Annotated in this window: 29 protein-coding genes; 22 read left to right on the top strand and 7 right to left on the bottom strand. The window is 69.3% G+C overall.

The annotated features are described in order from the left end of the window. Window positions 1-4: 4 nt before the first annotated feature. Window positions 5-508 (top strand): DUF2004 domain-containing protein, encoded by a 504-nt coding sequence (locus tag AB4079_RS11880; RefSeq protein ID WP_441787489.1) that lies wholly within the window; start codon window positions 5-7, stop codon window positions 506-508. 49 nt (window positions 509-557) lie between these two features. Beyond that, complete coding sequence (ffh, locus tag AB4079_RS11875) at window positions 558-2,135, top strand: signal recognition particle protein (RefSeq protein WP_441787488.1); 1,578 nt, start codon at window positions 558-560, stop codon at window positions 2,133-2,135. A gap of 45 nt (window positions 2,136-2,180) precedes the next feature. On the opposite strand, the gene AB4079_RS11870 is transcribed toward ffh, so the two are convergent. The 4 genes from AB4079_RS11870 to AB4079_RS11855 form a co-directional block, all read right to left on the bottom strand. Further along, complete coding sequence (locus AB4079_RS11870; RefSeq protein WP_441787487.1) at window positions 2,181-2,927, bottom strand: SGNH/GDSL hydrolase family protein; 747 nt, start codon at window positions 2,925-2,927, stop codon at window positions 2,181-2,183. Between the two features lie 81 nt (window positions 2,928-3,008). After that, window positions 3,009-3,719 (bottom strand): SGNH/GDSL hydrolase family protein, encoded by a 711-nt coding sequence (locus AB4079_RS11865; RefSeq protein WP_441787486.1) that lies wholly within the window; start codon window positions 3,717-3,719, stop codon window positions 3,009-3,011. Between the two features lie 35 nt (window positions 3,720-3,754). Beyond that, complete coding sequence (locus AB4079_RS11860) at window positions 3,755-4,456, bottom strand: SGNH/GDSL hydrolase family protein (protein ID WP_441787485.1); 702 nt, start codon at window positions 4,454-4,456, stop codon at window positions 3,755-3,757. Window positions 4,457-4,533: 77 nt separating this feature from the next. Then, the gene (locus AB4079_RS11855; protein ID WP_441787484.1) at window positions 4,534-5,670 is read right to left on the bottom strand and encodes a glutamate--cysteine ligase; all 1,137 of its coding nucleotides are present in this window, start codon (window positions 5,668-5,670) and stop codon (window positions 4,534-4,536) included. A 181-nt stretch (window positions 5,671-5,851) separates the two neighbouring features. On the opposite strand from AB4079_RS11855, the gene rpsP reads away from it, so the two are divergent. The 4 genes from rpsP to AB4079_RS11835 are packed head-to-tail and all read left to right on the top strand — an operon-like array spanning window position 5,852 to window position 7,667. Then, window positions 5,852-6,319, top strand: coding sequence for a 30S ribosomal protein S16 (rpsP, locus tag AB4079_RS11850; protein WP_441787483.1), 468 nt, complete (start codon window positions 5,852-5,854; stop codon window positions 6,317-6,319). 4 nt (window positions 6,320-6,323) lie between these two features. Continuing rightward, window positions 6,324-6,554: an RNA-binding protein gene (locus AB4079_RS11845; RefSeq protein WP_090042196.1), complete on the top strand. Its 231-nt coding sequence runs from the start codon at window positions 6,324-6,326 to the stop codon at window positions 6,552-6,554. Continuing rightward, window positions 6,517-7,215 (top strand): ribosome maturation factor RimM, encoded by a 699-nt coding sequence (gene rimM / locus AB4079_RS11840; protein WP_441787482.1) that lies wholly within the window; start codon window positions 6,517-6,519, stop codon window positions 7,213-7,215. Before AB4079_RS11845 ends, rimM begins: the two co-directional genes overlap by 38 nt. 59 nt (window positions 7,216-7,274) lie before the next feature. Then, window positions 7,275-7,667, top strand: a complete 393-nt coding sequence (locus AB4079_RS11835; protein ID WP_441787481.1) for a hypothetical protein — start codon at window positions 7,275-7,277, stop codon at window positions 7,665-7,667. Between the two features lie 12 nt (window positions 7,668-7,679). On the opposite strand, the gene AB4079_RS11830 is transcribed toward AB4079_RS11835, so the two are convergent. Continuing rightward, complete coding sequence (locus tag AB4079_RS11830; RefSeq protein WP_441787480.1) at window positions 7,680-8,330, bottom strand: GntR family transcriptional regulator; 651 nt, start codon at window positions 8,328-8,330, stop codon at window positions 7,680-7,682. An 85-nt stretch (window positions 8,331-8,415) separates the two neighbouring features. Here AB4079_RS11830 and AB4079_RS11825 point away from each other — a divergent pair, with 85 nt between their 5' ends. Both AB4079_RS11825 and trmD read left to right on the top strand, forming a co-directional pair. Further along, on the top strand, window positions 8,416-9,588 hold the full coding sequence (locus AB4079_RS11825; RefSeq protein ID WP_441787560.1) for an MFS transporter: 1,173 nt from the start codon (window positions 8,416-8,418) through the stop codon (window positions 9,586-9,588). Between the two features lie 34 nt (window positions 9,589-9,622). Continuing rightward, window positions 9,623-10,306 (top strand): tRNA (guanosine(37)-N1)-methyltransferase TrmD, encoded by a 684-nt coding sequence (gene trmD / locus AB4079_RS11820; protein ID WP_441787479.1) that lies wholly within the window; start codon window positions 9,623-9,625, stop codon window positions 10,304-10,306. 93 nt (window positions 10,307-10,399) lie between these two features. Here the strand turns inward: trmD and map are convergent, their stop codons facing one another. Next, entirely contained in the window at window positions 10,400-11,164 is a 765-nt protein-coding gene (gene map, locus AB4079_RS11815; protein WP_441787478.1) for a type I methionyl aminopeptidase, read from the bottom strand. Between the two features lie 96 nt (window positions 11,165-11,260). On the opposite strand from map, the gene AB4079_RS11810 reads away from it, so the two are divergent. The 8 genes from AB4079_RS11810 (at window position 11,261) to AB4079_RS11775 (ending at window position 18,636) form a co-directional block, all read left to right on the top strand. Then, on the top strand, window positions 11,261-11,758 hold the full coding sequence (locus AB4079_RS11810) for a hypothetical protein (protein ID WP_441787477.1): 498 nt from the start codon (window positions 11,261-11,263) through the stop codon (window positions 11,756-11,758). Window positions 11,759-11,962: 204 nt separating this feature from the next. Next, window positions 11,963-12,310, top strand: coding sequence for a 50S ribosomal protein L19 (rplS, locus tag AB4079_RS11805; protein WP_441787476.1), 348 nt, complete (start codon window positions 11,963-11,965; stop codon window positions 12,308-12,310). 157 nt (window positions 12,311-12,467) lie between these two features. After that, on the top strand, window positions 12,468-13,130 hold the full coding sequence (locus AB4079_RS11800) for a ribonuclease HII (RefSeq protein WP_441787559.1): 663 nt from the start codon (window positions 12,468-12,470) through the stop codon (window positions 13,128-13,130). A 90-nt stretch (window positions 13,131-13,220) separates the two neighbouring features. Beyond that, complete coding sequence (locus AB4079_RS11795; RefSeq protein ID WP_018190696.1) at window positions 13,221-13,544, top strand: DUF2469 family protein; 324 nt, start codon at window positions 13,221-13,223, stop codon at window positions 13,542-13,544. A gap of 294 nt (window positions 13,545-13,838) precedes the next feature. Beyond that, window positions 13,839-14,195: a YraN family protein gene (locus AB4079_RS11790; protein WP_441787475.1), complete on the top strand. Its 357-nt coding sequence runs from the start codon at window positions 13,839-13,841 to the stop codon at window positions 14,193-14,195. Continuing rightward, window positions 14,195-15,736, top strand: coding sequence for a YifB family Mg chelatase-like AAA ATPase (locus AB4079_RS11785; protein WP_441787474.1), 1,542 nt, complete (start codon window positions 14,195-14,197; stop codon window positions 15,734-15,736). Before AB4079_RS11790 ends, AB4079_RS11785 begins: the two co-directional genes overlap by 1 nt. A gap of 332 nt (window positions 15,737-16,068) precedes the next feature. Next, a complete protein-coding gene (dprA, locus tag AB4079_RS11780; protein WP_441787473.1) occupies window positions 16,069-17,427 on the top strand; it encodes a DNA-processing protein DprA in 1,359 nt (452 codons plus the stop codon). Between the two features lie 57 nt (window positions 17,428-17,484). Next, entirely contained in the window at window positions 17,485-18,636 is a 1,152-nt protein-coding gene (locus AB4079_RS11775) for a tyrosine recombinase XerC (protein ID WP_441787472.1), read from the top strand. A gap of 25 nt (window positions 18,637-18,661) precedes the next feature. Here AB4079_RS11775 and AB4079_RS11770 read toward each other — a convergent pair whose 3' ends face one another. Continuing rightward, a complete protein-coding gene (locus AB4079_RS11770) occupies window positions 18,662-19,174 on the bottom strand; it encodes a peptidoglycan DD-metalloendopeptidase family protein (protein WP_441787471.1) in 513 nt (170 codons plus the stop codon). Between the two features lie 283 nt (window positions 19,175-19,457). On the opposite strand from AB4079_RS11770, the gene AB4079_RS11765 reads away from it, so the two are divergent. The 6 genes from AB4079_RS11765 to AB4079_RS11740 all read left to right on the top strand — a co-directional run bounded on the left by AB4079_RS11765 (window position 19,458) and on the right by AB4079_RS11740 (window position 25,542). Then, window positions 19,458-20,960, top strand: a complete 1,503-nt coding sequence (locus AB4079_RS11765) for a sugar porter family MFS transporter (RefSeq protein ID WP_441787470.1) — start codon at window positions 19,458-19,460, stop codon at window positions 20,958-20,960. A 255-nt stretch (window positions 20,961-21,215) separates the two neighbouring features. Beyond that, on the top strand, window positions 21,216-22,190 hold the full coding sequence (gene rpsB / locus AB4079_RS11760) for a 30S ribosomal protein S2 (RefSeq protein WP_441787469.1): 975 nt from the start codon (window positions 21,216-21,218) through the stop codon (window positions 22,188-22,190). A 47-nt stretch (window positions 22,191-22,237) separates the two neighbouring features. Beyond that, window positions 22,238-23,068 carry a translation elongation factor Ts gene (gene tsf / locus AB4079_RS11755; RefSeq protein ID WP_441787468.1) on the top strand — a complete coding sequence of 277 codons (831 nt, stop codon included), beginning with the start codon at window positions 22,238-22,240 and terminating at the stop codon, window positions 23,066-23,068. Window positions 23,069-23,173: 105 nt separating this feature from the next. Next, window positions 23,174-23,902, top strand: a complete 729-nt coding sequence (gene pyrH, locus AB4079_RS11750; protein ID WP_441787467.1) for a UMP kinase — start codon at window positions 23,174-23,176, stop codon at window positions 23,900-23,902. Window positions 23,903-23,958: 56 nt separating this feature from the next. Next, entirely contained in the window at window positions 23,959-24,513 is a 555-nt protein-coding gene (gene frr, locus AB4079_RS11745) for a ribosome recycling factor (protein WP_441787466.1), read from the top strand. Window positions 24,514-24,516: 3 nt separating this feature from the next. Next, window positions 24,517-25,542 carry a phosphatidate cytidylyltransferase gene (locus tag AB4079_RS11740; protein ID WP_441787465.1) on the top strand — a complete coding sequence of 342 codons (1,026 nt, stop codon included), beginning with the start codon at window positions 24,517-24,519 and terminating at the stop codon, window positions 25,540-25,542. Window positions 25,543-25,551: the final 9 nt, after the last annotated feature.

Raw genomic sequence — 25,551 nt, 5'->3', positions numbered from 1 at the left:
CGCCATGGCGATCGAGCACGACTTCTTCGGCCTCATCGACGAGACGGCCAGCGGCGGTCTCGCCTGGGACGACACTGTGGAGCTGGGGGATCAGTCCATCGACGTGGAGCTGCTGGCCGACGATGAGGGCCGCGTCCCCGAGTTCGCGCTCGACTCGGCCGCCGCGCTCATCCAGGCGCTGGAGGGCTTCGACGCCCGGGCTCGGGATGCGCTCGTCGCGGAGTTGAGCTCGCGCCAGTCGGCGACGGTGGGCTACATCGACGAGCACGTGGAGATGCTGGGCGACAGCCTGGTCGACCTCCTCGTCCACAACTCCGGCGACATCGCCATCGATGTGCTTCGGTCGCTTCAGCTGCTCACCGTCGTCATCCAGGCCGACCACTCCGACGAGGACGAGGTCTTCGCGACCTTCGACTATTCGATCGCGCCGGACGAGAGCGACGCTCTGCTGACCGTCTCGTTCGACGTGCGCGGCGACGTTGTCGCCGTCGAGACGTCGGGCGACTGACCGAGTCTCCGGGCGACCAGCCAACGTCGCCCGATAAGATACACAGATCATGGCTACTTTCGGCTCGCTTTCCGACCGCCTTGCGGACACCTTCAAAAACCTGCGCACCAAGGGCAAGCTGTCGGCGGCCGACGTCGACGGCACCGTGCGCGAGATCCGTCGCGCCCTGCTCGACGCCGACGTCGCCCTCCCGGTGGTCAAAGAGTTCACCGGCAAGGTGCGCGAGCGCGCGCTCAGCGACGAGGTCAACAAGGCGCTGAACCCGGCGCAGCAGGTCGTCCAGATCGTCAACGAAGAGCTGGTCGCCATCCTGGGCGGTCAGCAGCGCCGCCTGCAGTTCGCCAAGCGACCGCCGACGGTCATCATGCTCGCGGGCCTCCAGGGCGCCGGTAAGACCACGCTCGCCGGCAAGCTCGGCAAGTGGCTGGTCAAAGACGGCCACACCCCGCTGCTCGTCGCAGCCGACCTGCAGCGCCCGAACGCCGTGACCCAGCTTCAGATCGTCGGCGAGCAGGCCGGCGTCCCGGTCTTCGCTCCCGAGCCCGGCAACGGCGTCGGCAACCCGGTGAAGGTCGCCAAAGACGCTCTGAAGTTCGCCGAGACCAAGCAGTACGACACGGTGGTCATCGACACCGCCGGGCGCCTCGGCGTCGACGCCGAGCTGATGAAGCAGGCGGCCGACATCCGCAGGGCCACCGAGCCGGACGAGGTGCTGTTCGTCATCGACGCGATGATCGGCCAAGACGCAGTCGCGACCGCGAAAGCGTTCCAGGACGGCGTCGACTTCACCGGTGTCGTGCTTTCCAAGCTCGACGGCGACGCCCGCGGCGGTGCTGCGCTCTCCGTGACGTCGGTGACCGGACGTCCGATCATCTTCGCCTCCACGGGCGAGAACCTCGACGACTTCGAGCCGTTCCACCCGGACCGCATGGCGTCGCGAATCCTCGACCTCGGCGACATCCTCACCCTCATCGAGCAGGCCCAGGAGGCCTTCGATGAGGACGAGGCGCGCAAGGTCGCCGAGAAGTTCGCCACCGACAGCTTCACGCTCGACGACTTCCTCAAGCAGATGCAGCAGCTGCGCAACATGGGGTCGATCAAGAAGATGATGGGGATGCTCCCCGGCGCGGGCCAGATGAAGCAGCAGCTCGACAACTTCGACGAGCGCGAGATCGTCCGCACCGAGGCGATCATCCAGTCGATGACGAAGACGGAGCGCACCCACCCGAAACTCCTGAACGGCTCCCGCCGGCTGCGCATCGCCAAGGGTTCCGGCACCACGGTCACCGAGGTGAACCAGCTGGTGACCCGCTTCGAGCAGGCCGCCAAGATGATGAAGACCGTCGCGAAGGGTGGCGTGCCGAACGTGCCGGGCATGGGCCCCATCCCCGGTGCGTCCTACGCCGGCCGGAAGCCGCAGAAGAACAAGAAGAAGAGCGGCTCGCGCTCGGGCAACCCCGCGAAGCGCGCGGCGGAGAACGCTGCGCTGGCCACTGGCGTCAAGCCCGGAGCGGCCTCGGCCGGCGGCAGCGGCTTCGGCCTGGGCGGCGGGGCGCCGCAGGCGAACGCGGCCAGCGGACCCTCCGAGGAGGAGATGGCCGCCCTGCAGAAGTTCCTCGGCCGGTAGCCGGGAAGTACTAGCCCGGACGCGGCGGCCGTGAGGCGGTGACGCCTACAGGGCGAGGTTGAGCGGCCGGAGCTTCGAGTCGATCATGCGCGCGACCACCCTCTGCCCGGCAGCGTTCGGGTGGATGCCGTCGGCCTGCACCAGGTCCGGGTGCCCGACCAGCGGGAAGCCGATGTCGAGCCAGGTGCCGTTGACATCCCGAACGGCGTCGCCCACGATCGTGTCGACACGGGTCATCGTCGCGGGCGGCTGGTCGGAGCCCCAGATGCCGGTGATCCCGACGATCGTGGCGTGCGGGAACGTTTCACGCAGCTCGCGGAGCATCCGGTCGGCGTTCGCCGTGACGGTCGCAGCGTCCTCGTCGCGGTCGTTGCGGGTCGCGGCCAGGAGGATGACCGACGGGTGCAGCCGCAGCGCCGCGTCGACTTGCTGCCGGTAGCTGGTGCCGTTCCACCCTGGCTTCACGAAGCCGGAGCCGGAGACCGCCAGATCGGTGAGCCGCCAGCCGTGCTCGGCGGAGATGAGCGCCGGCCATGCCTCGCCGGGCGTGAGGCCCTTTCCGAACGCGATGGAGTCGCCGATCGCGACGGCGTCGACGGCCTGGGTGTCCTGGTGCGCGGTGCCGTCGACCGGTGCCGCGATGGTGGTCGACTGAGGCTGGGCGATGGGCCGGGCGGCGGGAGCGGCCGAGCATCCGGCGAGGGCAAGGAGGGCGACCGTCAGGGCTGCGGGCGCGAGCACAGCGAGGCGTGAGCCGGCAGAGCGCGAGCGGCGTCGGGTGAGGGTGCGCACGGGTGCGAGGGTAAGTGCCTGAAGCTGCGAAATCCCTGTGTGTGCCTTCAGGGCGTGCGGCCAGGGTGGTACGCGACGAAGTCAGTGCTGAGGCGACTGGGCCGCTATCGCGTGCTCGATCGTGCGGGCGAGCAACTTCTGACCCTCGACGGTGGGATGTACGTGGTCGGCGCGAACGAGGTCCCGATGGCCGAGGAACGGCTGGCCGATTTCCACCCAGGATCCTCCGACGGCGACCACGGAATCCCGCACCGTCGCTGAGATCACGGGGATCTGGCTGGGGGGCGGCTCTGAGCCCCACAGCGCGCTCACGCCGATGATCCGCGCGTGGGGGAGCGCGGTCCGGAGTCGCTTCAGGGCGGCGGTGGCCGCCTTCTTCAGGGCGGCCGTCGACGCGAAGACGTCGTTGCGCGTCGCTCCGACGATGACGACGCTCGGGTGCACGCGGATCGCCGCGCTCACCTGATCGTTGAAGACGTGCGTGTTGAGGCCCGGCTGGGTGAAACCCGCACCGGTCTCGGCGAAGTCGCTCAGCGTCCAGCCGAAGTGGTCGGCGACGAGGAGCGGCCAGGCGTCCTCGGCGGGTACGCCGTTGCCGATGGCGATCGAGTCGCCGATCGCAGCCGCGGTCACCGCTGTCGGCATCGATATGTCGGAACTGTGCGAGCCCGCGGTGACAGCGCCGGCCGGGGAGGCGTTCCGGCCGGCGGGGGTGCAGCCGGCGAGAGCAGTCGCGAGGGCGGCCGCCGACAGGAGAGCAGCGAGGAGGCCGCGGGCGCGACGTCGGGTCATCACCCGATCAACGCTAGACGCTCCTCGGAGCGTCGTCACGCACCCAGCTTCGACTCGACGACGGCGGCGATCACCTGCTGACCCGGCAGGGTGGGATGCTCGTCGTCGTCCTGGACGAGTCCGCCCTGGCCGCGGTACGGCTGGCCGAGGTCGAGCCAGGTGCCGCCCGCCTTTTCGACCGCCTTCCGAAGAGCGGTGTCGAACGGGGCGAGGTCCGCGTCGGACGCCTGGCCGGAGAGCGCGCTGAAGCCCACGATGCGGGCGTCCGGCAGCGCGGTGCTGAGACGCTCCACCGCCTTCTGCATGGCGGCGGAGACGTCGGACACGTCGCTGCCGAGGTCGTTGTCCGACGCCCCGATGAACACCAGCTGGGCCCGCGTCGCGATTGCCGCATCCACCTGCGCGGTGAAGTCGTTCCCGTCCGATCCCACCGCGACGAAACCCGCGCCGGGGACGCTGAGATTGTCGAGCCGCCAGCCGCGACTCGCCGCCACGAGCGCAGGCCACGCCTCCGAGGGCTCGAGGCCGAGTCCGGACTCGATGGAGTCGCCGATCACGGCGACCCTGTCTCCGTCGGCGACGCTGTCCGCGACCGCGGAGGATGTGGCATCCGCCCCAGCACCCTCCGCTCCCGCGAGCGCGCCTCCCGCCGTCGCACAGCCCGACAGTGCCGTGAGCGCCAGCAGTGCGGCGGTCAGGGCCGTCGCCGCCGTGGCGAGGGGGCGTCGAGCGAGCATGCCGACACGCTACGCGCGGATCCTATGGATGCGCTCTGTCGCAACGAGGAATCCCCCCGGCTCGGCGACCTGCCGGTTCAGCCACCCAGGCCGTTGCGCAGCTCGTGCGTCAGGGAGCTCACCACGGCCTGCAGGCTGCCGCCGTTCTGCTCGGCGACGGCCAGCTGCCTCTGGTAGCTGCCCCCGGTGTCGAGGATGGTGAGCACGGCCGACAGCTCGTCGACGCATCCCAGCCGCTCCGCCTCCGGCTGCAGGTCGTCGACCAGATCGCGCAGGGCCTCCGAGACGAGCCGCTCGCTGCCGTCGGGTGCCGTGATGATCTCGGCGTCGAGCCCGTAGCGCGCCGCGCGCCACTTGTTCTCGCGCACGAACCACGGCTGCAGCGTGACCGGCTCGACGCCCTCGTCCAGCCGTCCGGACATCCGGTCGGTCAGGCAGTGGATGAGCGCAGCCACCGCGCCGACCTCGTCGGCCGTGGACAGGCCGTCGCAGGCGCGCATCTCGACCGTTCCCCACTTCGGCGACGGGCGGATGTCCCAGCGCACCTCCGAGTGGTCCTCGACGACGCCGGTCGTCACCAGGTCCTGCACGTACTCCTCGTAGTTCGCCCAGGTCCCGAACTGCCACGGCAAGCCGGCCGTGGGCAACTGCTGGAACATCAGCGCCCGGTTCGACGCGTACCCGGTGCGCGCTCCCGCCCAGAACGGACTCGAGGCGCTGAGCGCCTGCAGGTGCGGGTAGTAGGTGAGCAGCCCGTTCACGATCGGAAGCGCCTTGTCGACCGAGTCGATGCCGACGTGCACGTGCACGCCCCAGATCATCATCTGCCGCCCCCACCACTGGGTGCGGTCGAGCAGGCGGTCGTAGCGCTCGTTCGGCGTCACCTTCTGGTCGAACCACTGAGCGAAGGGATGCGTTCCCGCGCACATCAGCTCCACGCCCAGCGGGTCGGTCACCCCGCGGACGAGGCCGATCAGTTCCTGCAGATCGGTGATCGCGGCCGGGACCGTCCGGTGCACCCGGCTGACCAGCTCAACGGTGTTCATGAGCAGCTCGTGGGTGATCTGCGGATGCTCGTTCCCGTCGGGCGTGCCCAGCTCGCGGAGCACCTCGTCGGCGAGCTGGACCAGGTCGCCGGTGGAGCCGTCCACCAGTGCGATCTCCCATTCGATACCGACGGTGGAGCGCTCGGACTCCGAGAATTCGATCTGCATACGGTCGTCCCGTTCATCCGATTGTCCAAAGCAGGGCAGTATCTGACAGAATAGCTAGTTGAGTTCGACGTGCCCGACCCTCTATCCGGCACGTGGGACGAACATTAGACCTCCTGCCGAGTGTGCCCCCACGCCCACGGCAGTCAGTTCGACACAACTCATCCACTCATACAGGAGAATCGTGGCCGTCAAAATTCGTCTGAAGCGCCTGGGCAAGATCCGCGCTCCGTACTACCGCATCGTCGTCGCCGACTCGCGCACCAAGCGCGATGGTCGTGTGATCGAGGAGATCGGTCTGTACCACCCCACCGAGGAGCCCTCGCGCATCGAGGTCGACTCCGAGCGTGCGCAGTACTGGCTCGGCGTCGGCGCCCAGCCGACCGAGCAGGTCGCCGCGCTGCTGAAGCTCACCGGCGACTGGGGTCGCTTCAAGGGCGACAAGAACGCCGTCAGCACCGTCAAGGTCGCCGAGGGCAAGACCGAGTTCGTCGTCGACGAGAAGAAGAAGCCGGTCCTCAAGCCCAAGGCCGACAAGACTGTCGAGGCGGCTGCCGCCGTCGTCGAGGCTGAGGTCGAGGCCGAAGAGGCCGAAGAGGCCGAGGTCGTCGCCGAGGCCGAGGCCATCGTCGACGCCGACGAGAAGGCCTGACGTCTTGCTCGCACCCGCGCTCACGCACCTGGTCAAGGGGATCGTCGATCACCCTGACGACGTCCACGTCGTGGCCAAGAGCTCCCCGCGTGGCGAGGTCCTCGAGATTCGTGTGAATCCCGAGGACCTCGGCCGGGTGATCGGCCGCTCCGGCCGCACGGCCAAGGCGCTCCGTACGCTCGTGGCCGCACTGGCCGATGGTCGTCGCGTCCGCGTCGACGTCGTCGACGACTGAGGTGGCGGACCACAAGCTGCCCCGCAAGGAGGTTGCTCCCCGGCCCGGTCAGACCGAGCTGCGGGTGGGCCGCCTCACGAAGGCGCACGGCCTCAAGGGCGCGCTGAAGCTGGAGCTGTTCACCGACGAGCCGGAGAAGCGGTTCGTGCCGGGTGCCGTCTTCACCCTCCAGGTGCCCACCGCATCCAAGTGGCACGGCAAGACGCTCGAACTCAGCGAGCTGCGCTGGTACAACGGCCACGCCGTCGGGTTCTTCGTCGGGGTCGAGGACCGCGACGAGGCGGAGACGCTCGCGAAGGCCATCCTCTGGGTGAGCCAGGACGAGAAGCAGCTGCCGGACGAGGACGACGCCTGGTACGACCACCAGTTGGTCGGGCTCGAGGCTGTCCGTGACGGCGTACCCGTCGGCCGGGTCGCGCGCGTCGACCACCTGCCGGCGCAGGACCTGCTGGCGATCGCCACGACGAACGGCGAAGTGCTCGTGCCGTTCGTGAAGGCGATCGTGCCCGAGGTCGACATCGCTGCGGGCACCGTCACGCTGACGCCCCCGGCAGGACTCTTCGAGGAGCTGCCGGACGACGAGCCCGAAGCGACGACGCCGGCCGAGAGCGAATCCGAGCCGGTGTCGGACGGCGAAGCTCGAGACAGCGACGAGGACTGAGAGGGCGACCCACGGGTCGCCCTCTTCCTTTCGTACCGCCACCGTGATCACAATGCGGGATGACCGCCTACGTGATCGACGCTCCCGCCGCCGTCCGCCTCGCCGAGGCTGGTTGGGGTGGTCCCGATGAGCTGCTCGCTCCGACCCTCCTGCGGTCGCAGACTCTGTCGCTGCTGCACGCCGACGTGGTCTCCGGTCGGCGGGAAGGTGCCGAAGCGTTCGCCCTGTCCCAGCAGGTGGATGCGCTGCCCGTCCGCTTGCTAGGGGACCGGGTGCTGCGGCGGAATGCCTGGCGGGTGGCCGATCAGCTGGGCTGGGCGCAGACGGAGGCGGCAGAGTTCGTCGCCCTGACCCGCCTGCACGGCGACGCTCTGCTGAGCGGAGCGCCGAACGTGTATGCCGGCGCCGAGGCGCTCGTCCGGATCGTGCCGGTCACCGACGTCGTGGGCTGAGCAGGGGAGCGCTCAGGAGACGATGGCCAGGCCGCGCCCGCGCAGGGCCCGGGCGTCCGCATCCAGTGCGGTCACCAGACGCTCGTGGGTGCCCACGATGTGTTCGTGGATGCGTTCGGCGGCCGCGTCCGCCTGGCGCGCGGCGATGAGTCCCACGATCTCGCGGTGTTCGTCCCAGGCATCCCCGCTCCGGGCGACGAGCCAGCGCGAACGGGCCAGCCGGGTCATGGCCGAGTCGACGGCGTCCGCGAAGAAGCGGTTGCCGGAGAGGGCGGCGAGCCGGACGTGGAAGTCGGTGCCCGCGCGTACTGCGTCGTCGGCCGGGCGGCTGTGATCGAACCCGTCCACCAGCGCGGCGAGGGCGGCGATCTCTGCATCGGAGGCGCGGGCGCAACTGAGTCGGGCCGCGGCGGTCTCCACCGCATCCCGTAGCTCGCTGAGGCGTGCGATCTCGCCGAGGTCGATGGGGGAGACCTGCCAGCCGCGCCCGTCGCGAGAGACCAGCCCTTCCGCCTCCAGCCGCATGAGCGCCGCGCGGAGGGGGGTGCGGGATGCGCCCAGCTCGGTCTCGAGGCCCCGCTCCGTCAGGCGCGACCCGGGGACCCGGTCGAGGTCGAGGATCTGGGCGCGCAGTCGTCCGTACACCTGGGGCTGCTCTGGCATGATCCTCCTTTGGTATACCGGAGTGGTATACCGCTAGGGTATACCCGTGAACCGTCGAATCGCACGCCGTCCCCACCCATGGCTGATGCTGACCTTCGGTGTGCTCGCCCAGGCGAGCTCGACGGTCTTCGTCTCGACTCCGGCCTTCCTCATCCCGCTCCTGCACACCGAGCGCGGGCTGAGCCTCGCACAGGCCGGGCTGCTCGCCTCGGCGCCGACGCTCGGGCTCGTACTCACCCTGATCGCGTGGGGAGCGCTGAGCGACCGGATCGGCGAGCGCTGGGTGATCGCCTCGGGTCTTGCGGTCACGGCCGTAGCGGCAGTGGCCGCGATGTTCGTCGACTCCTATGTCGCGTTGGGCGCGCTGTTCTTCGTCGGCGGGATGGCGTCGGCCAGTCCCAACGCAGCGAGCGGCCGCGTCGTGATCGGCTGGTTCCCGAAGGAGCGGCGTGGACTGGCCATGGGGATCCGGCAGATGTGCCAGCCGCTGGGCGTGGCGATCGCTGCGGTCAGCGTGCCCCTGCTCGCCCAGTCCGGCGGGATCGCAGCGGCGCTCGTGGTTCCGGCGGTGCTGTGCGGTGTGTCCGCGCTCGTCTGCGCTGTCGGTATCGTCGACCCGCCGCGTCCGCCGCTCCGTGCCGCCGACGGGGATGCCGCTCACCCCCTTGCGGCGTGGCGGCCGTACCGCGAGACGTCGCTGCTCTGGCGCATCCACGGCGTGTCCATGCTCCTCGTGGTCCCTCAGTTCACGGTCTCGACGTTCGGATTGGTCTGGCTGGTCTCGCAGCTGCACTTCTCGTCGCTCGCCGCAGGGCTCGTGATCGGCGCGAGCCAGTTCGCCGGAGCGATCGGCCGCATCGGGATCGGGCTGCTGAGCGACCGGGTCGGCAGCCACCTGCGGCCATTGCGCTGGGTCTCGCTCTGCGCCGTCGGGGTGATGCTGCTGATGGCGGCCGCTTCCGCTCTGGGCTCGGCGGCTGCGGCGGTCATCCTCATCATCGCCGCCATCGTCACCGTGGCGGACAACGGGCTGGCGTACACGTCCGTCGCCGAGATCGCCGGCCCGTTCTGGTCGGGACGCGCGCTCGGCACGCAGAACACGGGCCAGTTCCTCGCGGCGTCCGTCGTCGGACCGGCCGTCGGCGCGCTCATCGGCTGGGTCGGCTATCCGCTCGCGTTCGCACTCGTGGCGGTGTGTCCGGCCGTCGCGACCCCGCTGGTGCCGCGCGATCGGGAACTCGCGGCGGTCCCCGCCTAGCCTGCCGACCTCGCAGGCCTCCTAGACTTCTGGGATGCGCATCGACATCGTCACGATCTTCCCGACCTTCTTCGATGTGCTCGACATCTCGCTCCTCGGCAAGGCCCGGACCACCGGGCTGATCGACCTCGGCGTGCACGACCTCCGCGACTTCACGCACGACCGGCACCGGACCGTCGATGACACGCCGTACGGCGGGGGAGCCGGCATGGTCATGAAGCCGGAGCCGTGGGGCGAGGCGCTCGACGGCGTCCTGGCTGACGCGGCCGACCCGGTCGTCATCTTCCCGTCGCCGGCAGGCGAGGTTTTCACGCAGGCCACCGCACGCGAGCTGGCGCAGGAGCAGCACCTCGTCTTCGGCTGCGGTCGCTACGAGGGCATCGACCAGCGGGTGTTCGACGACACGGCGGAACGGGCGCGCGTTCGGCTGATGAGCATCGGCGACTACGTGCTCAACGGCGGCGAGGTCGCCACGATGGCCATGATCGAGGCGGTCGGCAGGCTCATCCCCGGCGTCGTCGGCAACCCGGAGAGCCTGGTGCAGGAGTCCCACGAGGACGGCCTCCTCGAGTACCCGAGCTACACCAAGCCGGCCGTCTGGCGCGGTCGCGAGGTGCCGCCCGTACTGCTCTCCGGCAACCACGGCGCCGTCAACGCGTGGCGCCATGAGCAGCAGCTCACCCGGACCCGCGCCGTCCGCCCCGACCTGCTGCCCTGATCCCTCACTCGCCCGCCATCGCTTCCTCGGTTAATCCGCGTTGCGACGGCGTGTCGGCGGATTAAGTGAGGAAGCGATGGCGGGCGAGGCTCGTCAGGGGGCGGTGAGGATGAGGGGGCCGTCGGGGGTGATCGCGATCGTGTGCTCGGAGTGGGCGCCGCGGGAGCCGTCGGCGCTCCGGAGCGTCCAGCCGTCGCGGTCGGTGTAGATCTCGTCCGTGGTCTCCAGGAACCATGGTTCGATGGCGATCACGAGGCCGGGCCGCAACGGGTAGCCGCGACCGGCGCGTCCGTCGTTCGAGATGTGCGGGTCGCCGTGCATCGTCCGTCCGACACCATGACCGCCGAACTGCGTGTTGATGGAGTAGCCCTCCGCGTGAGCGACGGCGGCGATCGCGGCGGAGATGTCGCCGATCCTGCCGCCGGGTTTCGCCGCCTGGATGCCGGCGGCGAGCGCCCGGCGCGTGGTGTCGATCAGGCGCAGGTCTTCGGCGCGCGGCGTCCCGACCGCCAGGCTCACCGCGGAGTCGGCGACCCAGCCGTCGACGGATGCGGCGAAGTCGAGGGTGAGCAGGTCGCCGTCCTGCAAGCGGTAGTCATGCGGCAGGCCGTGCAGCACGGCGTCGTTGACCGACGTGCAGATGACCTTGCCGAACGGGCTCGCGCCGAACGACGGGTGGTAGTCGATGTAGCACGACTCGGCGCCGCGACGGCGGATCAGCTCGTGGGCCACCGCATCCAGCTCCAGCAGGTTGACGCCGACGCGGGCCGCTGCAGCCGTCTCAGCGAGCACCTCGGCGACGAACCTCCCGGCCGGGCGCATCTGCTCGATATCGGCGGGCGTCCTCAGCTCGATCACGCTTCTCCTCTCGACGGCGTACCCCTCCAGTCTCGCAGGTCGCGCATGCGGGAAACCCGCAGCCGCAGTACAGGCGACCGCGGTTAGGCTGGGCGCGTGATCATCCGCAAGGCGTTCTACTGGTGGCTCTTCCCGGCCGCCGTGATCCTTCCGGCGTGGCTGCTGGTCGGCTGGGCCGCCTTCCACCAGGGGAGCGGATGGTCCTTCCTCGGGCTTCTCGTGCTCTGTCCCATCCTCTTCGTCGCGATGCTGGTCGTCAGCGGGATCGTCATGGCTCGGCGCAGCGTGCGCGAGAAGCGCGCCGTCTCCTGGCGGGATGTCGCCCTTTTCACTCCTTGGCACCTCGCCATCATCGGGTTCGGCTTCTTTGCGGCCGGCCTGACCGGATGGTTCGCCGTCGCCGGCATCCTGCTCTTCGTCGCCACCTTCTGGGTCGCCGTCTGGGAGCTGCTGGCCGAGACGCGAGCGCGCGTTCAGAAGACCTTCGCCGCCTACGAACGAGCCGCCCAGCCCCAGGCGACCGGGTTCACACCGCGCGACGTGGTCGACGACGGCGAGTACATCGTCATCGAGGAGCGGCGCGACCGCGAGTGACCGGCGCGGTTGCACGCCGTCGCTTTGGCAAACCGGGGTCGCGCATGGCAGAATTGAACCTTGTGCCGCGGCCACGCTCTGCCACAGGGGAGCCAGCACTTCTCGCGGACACCCACACACCGAACCCAGACGGCCGACACTCCCGATCGGAGCCGGCCCCCGAGTCCGTCCCCGACCTGCGGCGGGTACAGAGAGCGAACAGCCATGCACATCCTCGATCAGCTCGACGCAGCGTCCCTGAAGCAGGACATTCCTGACTTCCGCGCGGGCGACACCGTCAAGGTGCACGTGAACATCATCGAGGGCACCCGCTCCCGTGTCCAGGTCTTCCAGGGCGTCGTCATCGGCCGCTCCGGCGAGAGCGTCCGCGAGACCTTCACGGTCCGCAAGATCAGCTTCCAGGTCGGCGTCGAGCGCACCTTCCCGGTTCACTCCCCGGTCATCGACAAGATCGAGGTCGTCACCCGCGGCGACGTGCGCCGCGCGAAGCTGTACTACCTGCGCGAGCTGCGCGGCAAGAAGGCGAAGATCAAGGAGAAGCGCGACAACTGATCGCCGCTCCCACGAGCATCCTGAGCTCCCGGTCCGATTTCGGACCGGGAGCTCAGTCGTTTCGTGGCCGGGTCGTTTCGTGGGCGGATCGGGGACGCTGAGCGATTATCCTGAAACCCTCAGCAGGTTCGACAGGCGGAGGAGTGACGAGCGGATGATGACCCCGGTGTCGCCCACGCTGCGGTTCGAGAAAGCCCTCTACCGCCAGGGCGTCACGTCGATCGTGGCGGTCGACGAGGTCGGTCGTGGCGCTCTCGCGGGGCCGGTCGCGGTCGGGATGGTCGTCATCGATACCGCCGTGAAGCGCATCCCGCCCGGGTTGCGCGACTCGAAGCTGCTTCCGGAGCCGGTCAGGGAGTCCCTGGATCCGCTGTGCCGGAAGTGGGCGATGCACCACGCGGTGGGCCTCGCGACCGCCGCGGAGGTGGACTCGCTCGGGATCATGCGCTGCCTCGGCCTCGCCGGCGCGCGTGCGCTCGCCCAGCTGGAGGAGCAGGGCGCGCTGGTGCACGACAGCACGCTCATCCTGGACGGCAACTACGACTACCTCAATCCGGCCTTGATGCGGCCAGCGAAGGTCGTGACCCGGATCAAGGCGGATCGGGACTGCGCGTCGGTCGCCGCCGCATCCGTCATCGCGAAGGTGCACCGCGATCGGATGATGATCGCGCACGACCGGGATTACCCGGGCTACGGCTGGGCGAGCAACAAGGGATACTCCTCCGCGGAGCATTTCGCGGCGATCGCGGAACTCGGGCCGAGCGACCTGCATCGGCTCACCTGGCTGAAGCAGCCCGCTCTGATCGACATCCCGGAGTAGGTCTGTCTCTGGCGTCCACACGCGCCGGGTTGTCCACAGGTTGGTGCGTGCGACGCGCTCGCGTCGCATCCGGCATAGACTTGACGAACGATGGATGAAGACGAGTTCGACGACTACGACCGTGAGGTCGAGTTGGCTTTGTATCGCGAGTACCGGGACGTCGTCTCGCAGTTCAAGTACGTGATCGAGACGGAGCGCCGCTTCTATCTCGCGAACGAGGTGGAATTCGTGCGGCGCGACACCGAGCACGACTTCTACTTCGAGCTGACGATGAACGACGTGTGGGTGTGGGATGTGTACCGCGCCGACCGGTTCGTGAAGTCCGTGCGCGTCCTGACGTTCAAGGACGTCAATATCGAGGAGCTCTCCTCCAAGGAGTTCGAGCTGCCCAAGGAGCTCGCGCTCGACGAGTGAGTGCGGTCGACCGGGTGATAAGCCTGCGAGCTGCGGTCAGCGTTCGTAGGTGCCGCTGAGTCGGCCACGCGTCACGACATGTTCGGCGATGGCAGGACGAGTTGCCTGGCTCCTTCCGGGACCCCGACCATTCGAGCGCGGGCGAGACTGTCGCCGACCTGCCGACCGGCCATGTGCCCGGCATCGGTGGCCTCGATTGTGCTCACAGCCTGGCCGTCGATCGTCTTCTCCACAGATTCTCCGCTCCCAGACCGCCCGTCCAGCAGCCAGGCGAGGCTGTTGGCGGAGGTACACATGGCACAGAAAGACGAATTGGGACGACGCGGCGAGCAGGTCGCGGCGGAGTGGCTTCAGGAGCGCGGTTACGCACTGATCGACCGCAACTGGCGGTGCCCGTCGGGTGAGCTCGACCTTGTCCTGCGCGACGGTACGACGATGGTCTTCGCGGAGGTGAAGACCCGGTCGTCGCTCGAGTTCGGACATCCCTTCGAGGCGATCACGTCGCGGAAGGCGGCACGTCTGCGACGGCTCGCCGCCGCGTGGTGCCGGGAACGGGAACCCGGCTCGACCGGGGTGCGGATCGACGCCGTCGCGGTCACGGACGCGTGGAGTGAGAATCCCACGGTCGAGCACCTGACCGGGATCGCCTGATGGCGCTCGCACGGACCTTCGCGATCGCCCTCGACGGTGTCCGTGGGCACGTCGTCGAGGTGGAGGCGGACATCTCGGCCGGTCTTCCTGCCTTCGTCCTGATCGGGCTGCCGGATACGGCGCTCGGCGAGTCACGCAAACGCGTGGGGGCCGCAGCGGTCAACGCCGGATGCCCGCTCACGCAGAAGAAGCTGACGGTCAACCTCTCACCCGCCGCACTGCCTAAGCAAGGCTCGGGATTCGACCTGGCGATTGCGATCGCGGCGCTCTCGGCCGCGGGCGCAGTGCCATCGGGGCCGGCCGCCGGCGCCGTCCATCTCGGAGAACTCGGACTGGACGGCCGCCTGCGACCGGTGCCCGGCCTGCTGCCTGCGGTGCTCGCGGCGCGGGAGGCGGGATTCGCGCGCGTCCTCGTGCCCGCCGGGAGCGCCGACGAAGCCCGACTCGTCGACGGCATCGATGTGGTCGGTGTCACCGGATTGCGGGCGGCGGCGATCGTCCACGGCGCCGAACTCGACCCGGTCGACGAAGATCCCGTCCTGCCGACCGCCGTCGAGGTCCGATCCGCCGCCGAGCCGGACATGGCAGAGGTGGCCGGCAACGAGGAGGCGGTCGAAGCGCTGGTGGCCGCAGCCGCCGGGGGCCATCACCTCTCGATGGTCGGGCCGCCCGGCGCCGGTAAGACGATGCTCGCGCGACGCCTGCCCTCGTTGCTCCCCGACCTGTCGGATGCGGATGCCCTCGAGGCGACCTGCATCAGGTCGCTGACCGGCCTCGGCGTCGGGGCGCAGCTCGTCCGCAGGCCGCCGTTCGAAGCGCCGCATCACACCGCGTCCGCAGCGGCACTCGTCGGTGGAGGGAGCGGGCGGATCACGCCAGGCGCGATCGTTCGGGCGACGCACGGCGTGCTGTTCCTCGATGAGGCGGCAGAGTTCCCTCCGTCGGTGCTCGACGCGTTGCGACAGCCGCTCGAGAACGGCAGCATCACGATCCACCGGGCTCGCGGCGCTGCCTCATTCCCGGCGCGCTTTCAACTCGTTCTCGCCTCGAACCCGTGCCCGTGCGGCCATTACGGCTCGTCAGACGCGGAGTGCACCTGCTCGCCCATGGCGCGCAGGCGGTACCTCGCTCGCATGTCGGGGCCGCTGATCGACCGGGTCGACATCCGTCTAACCGTGCGCCGACTCGGGCTCGCCGCGCTGAGGTCGGCGTCCCAGGCTCAGGCCGGTGTCCGCACCAGTCGCGACCTTCGCCTTCGGGTGGTGGCTGCCCGCGCGCGTGCGGCCGAGCGGCTACGCGGAACCGAGTGGGTCCGCAACGCCGATGTCGCAGGCAGTTGGCTTCGGGCGGGGGAGCGGCGCCTCGGTTCCACGGCGATCGCGCCACTCGACCGCGCCCTGGAGCGCGGAGCGATCACGATGCGGGGGTACGACCGCACGCTTCGATTGGCCTGGACGCTCGCCGACCTGGATGACGCGTCCGCACCGGACATCGATCACGTGGGCCGTGCCCTGTTCCTGCGTCGTGGGATCAGCGCATGAACGCCGCCTGCGATCGATGCGCGGTCGCTCAGCACGCGTGCACCGGCGAAAGGGTCGGCGAACCGACTCGCGAGAAGGCAGGAGAGACGGTTGGCCGGAAGACCGGCGAGGCGGTTGGCCGGGCGGTTGGCCAGAAAGACGAACGAGGTAGTGACGTGGAGCATGTCGAGGAGACGCAATCCGTCAGACTGAATACGCCCGAGTCGCGTGCTCACTCCCATCACAGCGCGGACGGTTCCGCGGCATCGGCGAACAGTGCGGCAACCTCCGCCCGCTCGGCCATACCGGGTATCGATCGACGTGACCTCAGCAGGATTCTCGACCCTGTGCTCGTGGACGACGGGTCGCTCGGCACCACGGACATCGGCGACGCGGTCCTCGAGGAGTGCTTCGCTCGCGCCGCTTTGGGAACGGCCATCGAGCCAGGCGACCTCGAGGCCGGCCGGCTGATCGCAGCGATCGGGCCGGTCGGGCTGCTCCGCGCCCTCGTCGAGGGCGCAGAGGCCTCGTCCGTCCTTGCGAGCATCGGGTCCGACGACGGTAAGCCGGACGAAGGCACTTCCGAGGAGGGAAGGCAGGTCAGCCGGGCGGAAACGGCCGGGAACGGCTTGCGTCCCCCGTATCTCGCCGCAGCCGATGGCGAACGGAGTGTCCGTGACGGGCCGGAACCGCAGGATGACGCCGGAATGGACTCTCGGCTCGAACGCCGCATCGCGGACGCGTTGGCGCGTTGGCGACCGCGGTTGTCGCTCGCCGAGTCGACGCGCACTCTCGAAAGAGCGGCCCGGATCGGTGCTCGGTTGCTCACTCCGGAGTCGGACTGGTGGCCGGAGGGCTTCGCGGCGCTGGACGAGGGAGCGCCCCTGGCCTTGTGGATCCGCGGGGACGCTCGGCATTTCGAGAGACTGGGGCGGTCCGTGGCGCTGGTGGGGGCGCGGGCGTCGACGGGCTACGGCGAGCATGTCGCGATGGAGAGCGCGGCGGCCCTATCGGACCGTGGGTTCGCGATCGTCTCGGGGGGCGCCTACGGCATCGACGCTGCGGCGCACCGTGCCACCCTTGCGAGCGGCGGCCTCACCGTCGCGTTCCTGGCCGGAGGAGCGGATCGCTTGTACCCGGCCGGCAACAGCGAGTTGCTGCGACGGGTGGCAACGGAGGGCCTTCTCGCCGCGGAACTGCCTCCGGGGTCCGCACCGACCCGCTGGCGCTTCCTGATGCGGAACCGGCTCATCGCTGCGGCGGCGAGCGCCACGGTCGTCGTGGAGGCGGGACGCCGCTCCGGTTCGCTCAATACGGCGGGCCATGCCGCGCAGATGGGTCGGCCGCTGGGCGCCGTGCCGGGCAGTGTCCTCTCGCCGGCATCCGCAGGCTGTCACCGCCTGATCCGCGAGTACGCGGCGACGTGCGTGACGACAGCCGACGAGATGGCAGAGCTGGCCGACCCCTTCGGTCTGGGCGGCGCGCCGGACCCCGCAGCGCCGCAGGCGGGAGCGTCTGATGGCAGCTCGAGCGAGGAGCGGACGGTGGTCTCCGAACTCTCGCGCGGCCGGTCCGCCAGCGCGGACGAGATCGCGGCCCGTGCGGCCCTTCCCTTCTCGACTGTTGCAGCCGTGCTGGGCCGGCTCGATCTGGCTGGTCGAGCGCGCGAGAGCGGGGGCGGATGGTCGCTCATCGAAAGGAAGTGCCTGTAGTGCGGGGGCCGCGCGTCGCTGCCCGCTGCCGCCCGCACGGAGGGCGATGCTGGGGAGGTGAACCTGTCCGCCGCCATCGACGCGTACGAGCGCCACCTGCGGATCGAGCGCGGGTACTCGCCCCAGACCGTGCGCGCGTACCGGTCCGACCTGACGGCGCTCGCCGCCTTCGTCGGGGAACGCGGTGTGGACTCGCCCACGGAGATGACCCTGGACCTCTACCGGGACTGGCTGTGGGACGGGTCGCAGCGTGGACTCGCGAAGTCGACGCTTGCACGCCGGTCGGCGACCGCCCGAGGCTTCAGTGCGTGGCTGGCACGCTCAGCTGTCGGCGGGATGCACCTGGCCGCGGGCGAGCGCGCTACTGACCCGGGCGTATCGCCAGGCCCCACCACGACTGGCCCCGCCGCAGCGGACTCGGGCACGGCGGAGTCGGGCGCGGCGAGGTCGGGTGCGGCGAGGTCGGGTGCGGCAGGCCTAGGCACGACGGAGTCGGGCGCGGCGGACGAGGGCGCAGCGGCGTCGGGCGTGGCGGACGAGGGCGCGGCGGACTCGGGCGCGGCGGGGGAGACCGCCGTGGTGGTCGACGCCGCCGCTCGGCTGCGGGCGCCGAAGGCGGACAAGACGCTGCCGAGGGTCGTCACGCGCGAGCAGATGGACGGGATTTTCGAGCAGCTGGCAGCGCGCGCGGGCGATGGAGACCCTGCCGCCCTTCGCGATGTGGCCGTGGTGGAGCTGCTGTACGCGGCCGGGATCCGGGTGTCAGAGCTCACGGGGCTCGACGTGGACGACGTTGACCTCGACCGGCTCACCGTGCGAGTCGTCGGCAAAGGCTTCAAAGAGCGGGTGGTCCCATTCGGAGTACCCGCCCTCCGCGCCCTCCGCGCCTGGCTCCGCTCCGGACGCCCACGGTTCGTGACGGCCGGCTCCGGACCGGCATTCTTCCTGGGCTCACGCGGCGGCCGGCTCGGCAGCCGCGCCGTCTACCAGCTTGTTGCCGGGCTCCTGGTCGACGTGCCCGGGCGGGGGCCGTCGGGTCCGCACGCCCTCCGTCACACCGCGGCCACCCACCTGCTCGACGGGGGAGCCGACCTGCGTGCGGTTCAGGAGTTGCTGGGTCACGCCAGCCTCGGCACGACGCAGATCTACACGCACGTCTCCACCGAACGCCTCAAAGAGGCCTATCGCATCGCGCACCCCCGCGCCTGAGGCACCGCGCGTCCGGCTTGCCCGCCTACCCGGTCCCGAGCGGGAGCAGCACCGCCGGCGCCACCCGACCGAAGAACAGCAACGGCGACACGTACTCGCCAGCGACGCGCACCCCGACGTGCAGGCACATCCCGTCGCAGTGGGCGCCGGAGGCCACGACCCCGACCACCGCGCCGCGACCCACCACGGCACCGACCGGCAGCTCGGAGACGACCGGCTCGTAGCTCGACAGCACGCCGCCGCCGTGGTCCAGGGTCAGCACCGGCCGGTCGACCACCACTCCGGAGAAGCGGACCACGGCGTCCGCAGGGGCGCTGACGACAGCACCCGGAGATGCCTCCAGATCGATGCCCCGATGCCCGGCGGTGTACCGGGTCGCCGGGGCTTCGTACGGCGCCGTCAGAACGTGCGACGCCATCGGCCAGACCCAGGAGCCGCCCACCGCCTCCGGTCGAGGCGGCACAGCCCCCGCAGAACCGCCGCCTGCCACGCCGGCCCACAGCGTCGCCAGAGCCGTGCACGTCACCACGAATCGCACGGACCACACCATTCGCCACCCACGCCCGCCCATACCGTGCCTCCTGTCGTTCGGAACATCGCATCCACTCTCTCGTCGTGCTTCACCAGGAATGCCCCTCGGCGCGGATCGGTGGAGAACCTGGCGGGTTGCGCGGGTGTGAACAGCGGATGCACCGCCGAGAGGACGCGCGGACGGAACAGTTCACCCCGGCCGGATCACGGCGTAGCGTGTGGTTCGCCATCGCGTGGCTCTCTCCGGGCCGCGCGAATACCGGGGCGAGCACAACCGAAAAAGGGATGACATGTCTGAACAACACAGGAATCCGAGCGCCGCGACCGACGACCAGGCACCCCAGCCCACCGCGAAGATGCGCAGGAGAGTGACCGGGCTGGCGATCGCCGCCGCGGTCGGTGGATTCCTGTTCGGATTCGACTCGTCCGTCATCAACGGTGCTGTCGACTCGATCCAGCACAACTTCGCCCTGAACGCGTTCGTCACCGGCTTCATCGTCGCCATCGCGCTGCTCGGCTGCGCCGTCGGCGCGTTCATCGCGGGTCGGCTCGCGGATCGCTGGGGACGCCTCAAGGTCATGCTTCTCGGTGCCGGACTGTTCCTCATCAGCTCGATCGGTTCGGGGCTCGCTTTCTCCGCCTGGGATCTGGGCCTGTGGCGCGTCGTGGGCGGACTCGGGATCGGCATCGCGTCGGTGGTCGCGCCGGCCTACATCGCCGAGATCTCGCCGCGGCAGTCGCGCGGCCGCCTCGCCTCGCTGCAGCAGCTCGCCATCACCATCGGTATCTTCGTCGCACTGCTCTCCGACGCCCTCCTCGCCGGAATCGCCGGGTCGGCGGCCAGCCAGCTGTGGCTCGGTCTGGAAGCCTGGCGGTGGATGTTCCTGGTCGGCATCATCCCGTCGGTCGTGTACGGCATCCTCGCCCTGAGGCTGCCGGAGTCGCCGCGTTACCTGCTCGCGAACGGCCGCCACGACGAGGCGAAAGCGATCTTCGCGACCCTGGTGCCCGAGGGGGATGTGGACCGTCAGATCGGCGACATCGAGAACGCGATCAAGGAGGACCGTGAAGGCGCGAAGGCCACGCTGGTCGGCAACCGCTTCGGGCTGAAGCCGATCGTCTGGATCGGCATCATCCTCTCGGTCTTCCAGCAGTTCGTCGGCATCAACGTGATCTTCTACTACTCGACGACCCTCTGGCAGGCGGTCGGATTCACCGAGAAGAACTCGCTCCTGATCACGGTCATCACGTCGGTGACGAACGTGGCCGTCACCGTCGTCGCCATCCTCCTGGTGGACCGGGTCGGGCGCCGGCCGATCCTCCTCACGGGCTCGGTGGGCATGGCGCTGTCCCTCGGAGTGATGGCCCTGTCGTTCACCTTCGCCGTCAAACACGGCGGGGCGGTGAGCCTGCCGAACCCGTGGGGGCCGATCGCCCTCGTCGCTGCCAACCTCTTCGTGGTCTGCTTCGGTGCGTCGTGGGGGCCGCTGGTCTGGGTGCTGCTGGGCGAGATCTTCCCGAGCCGGATCCGCGGGAAGGCGCTCGGTGTCGCGGCGTCCGCGCAGTGGATCGCCAACTTCCTGGTCACCATCTCGTTCCCGCCGATGTCCGACTTCTCGCTGCCGTTCACCTACGGCATGTACGCGATCTTCGCGGCGCTCTCGTTCTTCTTCGTCTTCTTCAAGATCCCCGAGACGAACGGCATGGCACTGGAGCAGGCGGAGACACTGTTCAAGAACGCGGGAGGCCGTGCGCGGGGCCCACAGGTACGGTCGACCGGAGACTCGGCCTAGCGTCCATTCCTGCTAAGCTGTCTGAAGCACTCCGCTCGTCGGGGTGACTACGCGTGCCCTCCGTGCAGTCGTGTACGGGTCCTGCAGAGCAACTCCTGCATGGGGACGCCTCCTCACGGAGGCGGCACGCGCATCCACCGGTCTCCCACCTCCTCACGGTTCGCTGTGCGGGCGAGGGAGCGGATGCGCGCGCGGGGCACCAGGAGTGGCGGCCGCCGGCCGTCGCAGACAACCGCAAGCAAAAGGAGAACGGCAATGGCCGTCGTCACCATGCGCCAGCTGCTCGACAGCGGCGTCCACTTCGGGCACCAGACCCGCCGCTGGAACCCGAAGATGAAGCGCTTCATCCTCACCGAGCGCTCGGGCAGCTACATCATCGACCTGCAGCAGTCGCTCGCCTACATCGACAAGACGTACGACTTCGTCCGCGAGACGGTCGCCCACGGCGGCACCATCCTCTTCGTTGGCACGAAGAAGCAGGCCCAGCAGGCGATCGCCGAGCAGGCGACCCGCGTCGGCCAGCCCTACGTCAACCAGCGCTGGCTGGGTGGTCTGCTGACCAACTTCCAGACCGTGTCCAAGCGCCTCGCCCGCATGAAGGAGCTCGAGGAGCTCGACTTCGAGGGCACCACCAGCGGCTTCACCAAGAAGGAGCTGCTGATCAAGAAGCGCGAGCTGGACAAGCTCCACAAGTCGCTCGGCGGCATCCGCAACCTCGGCAAGACCCCGAGCGCGCTCTGGGTGGTCGACACCAAGAAGGAGCACCTCGCGATCGACGAGGCCAAGAAGCTGGGCATCCCGGTCATCGGCATCCTCGACACGAACTGCGACCCGGACGAGGTGCAGTACCCGATCCCGGGCAACGACGACGCGATCCGCTCCGTCACGCTGCTGACCCGCATCGTCGCCGACGCGGCGGCCGAGGGCCTCATCCAGCGTCACCAGAAGCCGGAGGAGGGCGCAGAGCCCACCGAGCCGCTCGCCGAGTGGGAGCAGGAGCTGCTCCAGGGCACCGACGAGGTGCAGTCGAGCGCCGAGACCGCCAAGGCGGCGGACGCCGACCTGGCCGAGGCGAAGGCCGATTCGGCCGAGCTCATCGCCGAGGGTGAGGCGGACGCTGTCGAGGCCGAGGCCACCGAGGCCGAGACGGCCGACGTCGTCGCCGAGGCCGAGGCCGAGGCCGAGGTCGAGGTCGAGGCGGACGCTGCTGCAGACGCCGAGTCCAAGTAGTCCAGCCTCCAACAACAGTCTTCGAGACAGAAGGTTCCAGTCAGAACATGGCAAACATCAGCATCGCCGACATCAAGGCTCTCCGTGAGCAGCTCGGTACCGGCATGGTCGACACCAAGAAGGCGCTCGAGGAGGCCGATGGCGACATCGAGAAGGCCACCGAGATCCTGCGCCTGAAGGGTGCGAAGGGCAACGCGAAGCGCGCCGACCGCTCCACGAGCGAAGGCCTCGTCGCCGCCAAGGAGAACACCAACGGCACCGCCACGATGATCGAGCTCGCCTGCGAGACCGACTTCGTGGCGAAGGGCGACAAGTTCATCGCCCTCGCCGACCAGGTGCTCGACGCGGCAGCCGCTGCGGGTGCCACCACCGTCGAGGAGGCCCTCGCGGCCCCCGCAGGCAGCCAGACCGTCGCCGAGCTCATCGGTGACGAGGCCGCCATCCTCGGTGAGAAGGTCGAGCTTCGCCGCATCGCGGTCGTGAACGGCGAGCACTTCGCTGTCTACCTGCACAAGACCTCCAAGGACCTGCCCCCACAGGTCGGTGTCGTGGTCGGCTACGCCGGCGACGACGCGGAGACCGCCCGCAGCATCGCGCAGCACATCTCGTTCGCGAACCCGACCTACCTCACGCGTGAGGACGTCCCGGCCGCCGACGTCGAGAACGAGCGTCGCATCGTGGAGGAGATCTCGCGCAACGAGGGCAAGCCGGAGGCCGCGCTCCCGAAGATCATCGAGGGTCGCCTCGGTGCCTACTTCAAGCAGGTCGCCCTCCTCGAGCAGGAGTACGCCCGCGACAACAAGCTGACGATCAGCCAGGTGCTGAAGGACTCGGGGCTCACCGTGTCCGGCTTCGCCCGGTTCAAGGTCGGCGCGTAGCAGACGATGAAGGAGTCCGGATCGTGACAACGATCCGGACTCCTTTTCTGTGCACGGCACCCACTAGCGTTAACCAGAACCCCGATGGAAGGTCGTTGATCACACATGACGGAAGCCACTCAGAGACATCCTTCACAGCGACGCAGGGTCCTCCTCAAACTCTCCGGTGAGGCGTTCGGTGGCGGCCAGCTGGGCGTGAATCCCGACATCGTGAGCAGCATCTCCCGGGAGATCGCCCAGGCCGCTCAGGATGTGGAGATCGCCATCGTGGTCGGCGGCGGCAACTTCTTCCGCGGTGCGGAGCTTTCGCAGCGCGGCATGGATCGCGGCCGTGCCGACTACATGGGCATGCTCGGCACCGTCATGAACGCGCTCGCCCTGCAGGACTTCCTGGAGCAGGCCGGTGCGGCGACGCGCGTCCAGTCGGCCATCTCGATGACCCAGGTCGCCGAGCCCTACATCCCGCGCCGCGCCGTGCGGCACCTGGAAAAAGGTCGCGTCGTCATCTTCGGCGCGGGCGCCGGCCTTCCGTACTTCTCCACCGACACGGTGGCCGCGCAGCGCGCGCTGGAGATCAGCGCCGATGTCGTCCTCGTCGCCAAGAACGGCGTCGACGGCATGTACGACGACGACCCGCGCACCAACCCGGACGCCCGCAAGATCGAGCAGATCACGCATCACGAGGCGCTCCAGCAGAATCTGAAGGCCGTCGACTCGACCGCGCTCAGCCTGTGCATGGACAACGGCATGCCGATGCGCATCTTCGGCATCGAGCCCGCCGGGAACGTGACGGCCGCGCTCCTCGGAGCCGAGATCGGGACACTGCTCGGCTGAGGCCGGGCGCCCGCGCAATAGACTAGACAGCGACCCACCGACCTGAAGGAGACACCGTGATCGCGGATGTGATTTCCGATGCCCGCCAACGTATGAGCAAGACCGTTGACGCGGCGAGGGACGACTTCGGCACCGTGAGCGCCGGCCGCGCCAATCCTCAGCTCTTCCAGAAGGTCCTGGTGGACTACTACGGGTCGCCGACACCGCTGGCCCAGCTGGCCGGTCTGCAGAACCCGGAGGCGCGCGTGCTGCTCGTCACGCCGTACGACAAGTCGGCGCTGAAGGACATCGAGCGGGCCATCGTCAACATGCCCAATCTCTCCGCGAACGTCGGAAACGACGGCGAGATCGTGCGTGTGACGCTTCCCGAGCTCACGGAGGACCGCCGCAAGGAGTTCGTGAAGATCGTCCGCGGCAAGGGCGAAGACGCCAAGGTCGCGCTGCGCAACATCCGCCGGAAGGCCAAGGACGACCTGGACGCCCTCAAGGGCGAGGTCGGCGACGACGAGGTCTCGCGCGGCGAGAAGGAGCTGGAGACCCTGACGCGCACGCACGTCGACGCCGTCGACGAGGCGTTGAAGCGCAAGGAAGCCGAACTCCTCGAGGTCTAGCCGATGACCGAGGAGAGCAGTTCCGGAGCGCCGACCCCGCGGGTGCCGGCAGAGGGGCCGGCGACGGACCCCTCGGCACGACGGGCCAAGCCGCGCTCCCGCGAGGAGCTGCGGGCGCAGGTTCAGGCGACGCGCGCCGACTTCGAACGTCAGGTCCAGGTCCGCAAGGCGCAGTTGGATGCGACCAACGAGCGCATTGCGGAACGCACCGGCCGCAATCTGGTGCTCGCCATCGTGATCGGTCTGGTCGTCGGCGCGCTCGTCGTCGTGAGCCTGATCTTCATCAAGGAACTGTTCCTGGTCTTCGGGATGGCGATGGTCGGCTTCGCCGCGTTCGAGCTGGCGCAGGCGTTCCGGGGTTCCGGTCGCCGGGTGCCGCGCATCGCGACGGTGGTGGCCGCGATCGGCATCGTACCTGCCACGTTCTTCTTCCACGCCGGCGGGCAGCTCGTAGCACTCTCGGCCGGCATCCTCCTCATCGTGGTGTGGCGTCTCGTCGAGCAGCTGGTGGTGCCGGGTACCCGGCGCGGTGCGCGCGCGCTCGGTGTGGACGTGCTGTGGTCGGTGTTCGTCCAGCTCTACGTCACCCTGCTCGGCAGTTTCGCCATCCTGCTGCTCGCGGAGCAGGGCGGCGAGTGGTGGGTCCTGGCGTTCCTCATCCTGGTGGTGTCGGTCGACACCGGCGCCTACGTGAGCGGCCTGTCATGGGGCAAGCACCCGATGGCACCGACGATCAGTCCGAAGAAGACCTGGGAGGGTTTCGCGGGCGCCGCCGCTGCCGCGATCATCGCCGGCATCCTGCTCTCGGTCTTCATGATCGGCGAGGTGTGGTGGTTCGGGGTCGTCTTCGGCGTCGTCATCCTGCTCACCGCGACCGCAGGAGACCTGGCCGAATCGCTGATCAAGCGCGACCTGGGGATCAAGGACATGAGTTCCTGGCTGCCGGGGCACGGCGGCTTCCTCGACCGGCTCGACTCCATCCTCCCGTCGGCAGCGGCCACGTACGTGCTGTTCCTCATCTTCCGATGACAGAATGGG

The organism is Leifsonia sp. 2MCAF36, assembly GCF_052115525.1.
GTDB lineage: Bacteria > Actinomycetota > Actinomycetes > Actinomycetales > Microbacteriaceae > Leifsonia.
Note: the sequence above shows the minus strand (reverse complement) of the source record. Positions and strands in the feature narration are given on the sequence as shown.

Bases quoted from the DNA above. Each gene is read 5' to 3' on its own strand.
- rimM (WP_441787482.1), top strand. From the start codon at position 6,517: ATGGTCGTCGCGTCCGCGTCGACGTCGTCGACGACTGAGGTGGCGGAC.
- AB4079_RS11795 (WP_018190696.1), top strand. From the start codon at position 13,221: ATGGATGAAGACGAGTTCGACGACTACGACCGTGAGGTCGAGTTGGCT.
- AB4079_RS11830 (WP_441787480.1), bottom strand. From the start codon at position 8,330: ATGCCAGAGCAGCCCCAGGTGTACGGACGACTGCGCGCCCAGATCCTC.
- AB4079_RS11765 (WP_441787470.1), top strand. From the start codon at position 19,458: ATGTCTGAACAACACAGGAATCCGAGCGCCGCGACCGACGACCAGGCA.
- AB4079_RS11790 (WP_441787475.1), top strand. From the start codon at position 13,839: ATGGCACAGAAAGACGAATTGGGACGACGCGGCGAGCAGGTCGCGGCG.
- rplS (WP_441787476.1), top strand. From the start codon at position 11,963: ATGCACATCCTCGATCAGCTCGACGCAGCGTCCCTGAAGCAGGACATT.
- AB4079_RS11860 (WP_441787485.1), bottom strand. From the start codon at position 4,456: ATGCTCGCTCGACGCCCCCTCGCCACGGCGGCGACGGCCCTGACCGCC.
- tsf (WP_441787468.1), top strand. From the start codon at position 22,238: ATGGCAAACATCAGCATCGCCGACATCAAGGCTCTCCGTGAGCAGCTC.
- rpsB (WP_441787469.1), top strand. From the start codon at position 21,216: ATGGCCGTCGTCACCATGCGCCAGCTGCTCGACAGCGGCGTCCACTTC.
- AB4079_RS11880 (WP_441787489.1), top strand. From the start codon at position 5: ATGGCGATCGAGCACGACTTCTTCGGCCTCATCGACGAGACGGCCAGC.
- AB4079_RS11825 (WP_441787560.1), top strand. From the start codon at position 8,416: ATGCTGACCTTCGGTGTGCTCGCCCAGGCGAGCTCGACGGTCTTCGTC.
- AB4079_RS11835 (WP_441787481.1), top strand. From the start codon at position 7,275: ATGACCGCCTACGTGATCGACGCTCCCGCCGCCGTCCGCCTCGCCGAG.
- AB4079_RS11785 (WP_441787474.1), top strand. From the start codon at position 14,195: ATGGCGCTCGCACGGACCTTCGCGATCGCCCTCGACGGTGTCCGTGGG.
- AB4079_RS11865 (WP_441787486.1), bottom strand. From the start codon at position 3,719: ATGACCCGACGTCGCGCCCGCGGCCTCCTCGCTGCTCTCCTGTCGGCG.
- AB4079_RS11855 (WP_441787484.1), bottom strand. From the start codon at position 5,670: ATGCAGATCGAATTCTCGGAGTCCGAGCGCTCCACCGTCGGTATCGAA.
- pyrH (WP_441787467.1), top strand. From the start codon at position 23,174: ATGACGGAAGCCACTCAGAGACATCCTTCACAGCGACGCAGGGTCCTC.
- trmD (WP_441787479.1), top strand. From the start codon at position 9,623: ATGCGCATCGACATCGTCACGATCTTCCCGACCTTCTTCGATGTGCTC.
- AB4079_RS11740 (WP_441787465.1), top strand. From the start codon at position 24,517: ATGACCGAGGAGAGCAGTTCCGGAGCGCCGACCCCGCGGGTGCCGGCA.
- AB4079_RS11800 (WP_441787559.1), top strand. From the start codon at position 12,468: ATGACCCCGGTGTCGCCCACGCTGCGGTTCGAGAAAGCCCTCTACCGC.
- ffh (WP_441787488.1), top strand. From the start codon at position 558: ATGGCTACTTTCGGCTCGCTTTCCGACCGCCTTGCGGACACCTTCAAA.